2 protein-coding genes are annotated in these 1143 nt (G+C 56.6%); one reads left to right on the forward strand and one right to left on the reverse strand.

Annotation, left to right across the window (positions count from 1 at the left end):
* Positions 1-676: 676 nt before the first annotated feature.
* Positions 677-841, reverse strand: coding sequence for a hypothetical protein (locus RMSM_RS43675; protein ID WP_160168203.1), 165 nt, complete (start codon positions 839-841; stop codon positions 677-679).
* A 164-nt stretch (positions 842-1005) separates the two neighbouring features.
* Here RMSM_RS43675 and RMSM_RS43680 point away from each other — a divergent pair.
* Positions 1006-1143: alpha/beta hydrolase (locus RMSM_RS43680; protein WP_390172492.1), on the forward strand; the 138-nt coding region annotated here is incomplete at its 3' end.

The raw sequence follows: 1143 nt of genomic DNA on the forward strand, positions 1-1143 counted from the left end.
AAACGATGCTTGCACCAGCCATTTCTAGCCACAGCCCACTCCCCACTCCCAACTCCCAACTCCCAACTCCTCACTCCTCACTCCTCACTCCATGTCTCCTCACCCTCACGCACCGTATTGCCATCGACTTCTAACCCCCCGGCATGCTATAGCCACGGCCTCTGTTTTTAGTTTTCGCGGTACAAGAATCGAGGTCGGCTCTGATGAGATTTCCAATCCCAATTGCAGGGTCTTTCTGCGTTTTGATGGCATTGGTGGGATGTTCATCAAAAAATGCGAATGAAGCAGATGGCTGGCAAGCGAATGAGGAATCCGCCGTCGAGACCACTCCAAACGCCGATCCCGAACACTCGTTTGCGCCCCCAGCCCCCGAACCGATCGCCAAAAGCAGGTTCGATATGCGACGCGAGTCGGCAGCGCAGCCCGAATACTCGGTCCTACCGCCGCAGCCCGACGCCCGTTACCCACAACCGCAAGCGATGCAGTTGGAGCCACAAGCGATGCAGATGCAAGCTCCTGACATGCAGATGCAGGCAACCGCATCGGCCGAGGTTCGCAAAAGCCTTCCCGCCGGAACTCAGCACAATGGCGAGGGTGGTTTTGCGACCGTTCAAGTTTTCTACGCGACCGATCGGATGCGAGGCCCCTTGTCCCTCTCGGACTACGAAATTACCGGTCAAAAGCAAGTCGTCCAGCTGATCGCCATCGCCTCGATTGCTCTCTTCTTGTTCGCGTTGCTGAATTGGTTGCGAGGCAGAACGCGAACCGGTGGATTGGCGGCGCTGATGGGCGGCGGTGCCGCCTGTATCGCCGCTGCATTCATCTCGATGGGGCAAGCCAATATTGAAAAGCATGGTGTGACCTACTCGGGCGACCGAGGAACGCTGGTCCGTGGGATCTGCGAAGTCACCGTGCCTGATTCGCATCAACGAGGACTCGTCGAACGCCCGAGTCTGTTGAAATTCGAGCTGCACGAAGACCAACGCGACCATATTGTCCTCACCAGTGCGATTGAGCTTGCCGAAACCGACTTTCATCAACGCTTGTCCGAAACGGTTGCTCAATCCAGCGATCAAGTATTTGTTGGTTTTCATTCATGGCTACAACGTTGGCTTCGAAGCGGCGGTGCAGCGCACCGCTCAG

This window comes from Rhodopirellula maiorica SM1 (assembly GCF_000346295.1).
Taxonomy (GTDB): domain Bacteria; phylum Planctomycetota; class Planctomycetia; order Pirellulales; family Pirellulaceae; genus Novipirellula; species Novipirellula maiorica.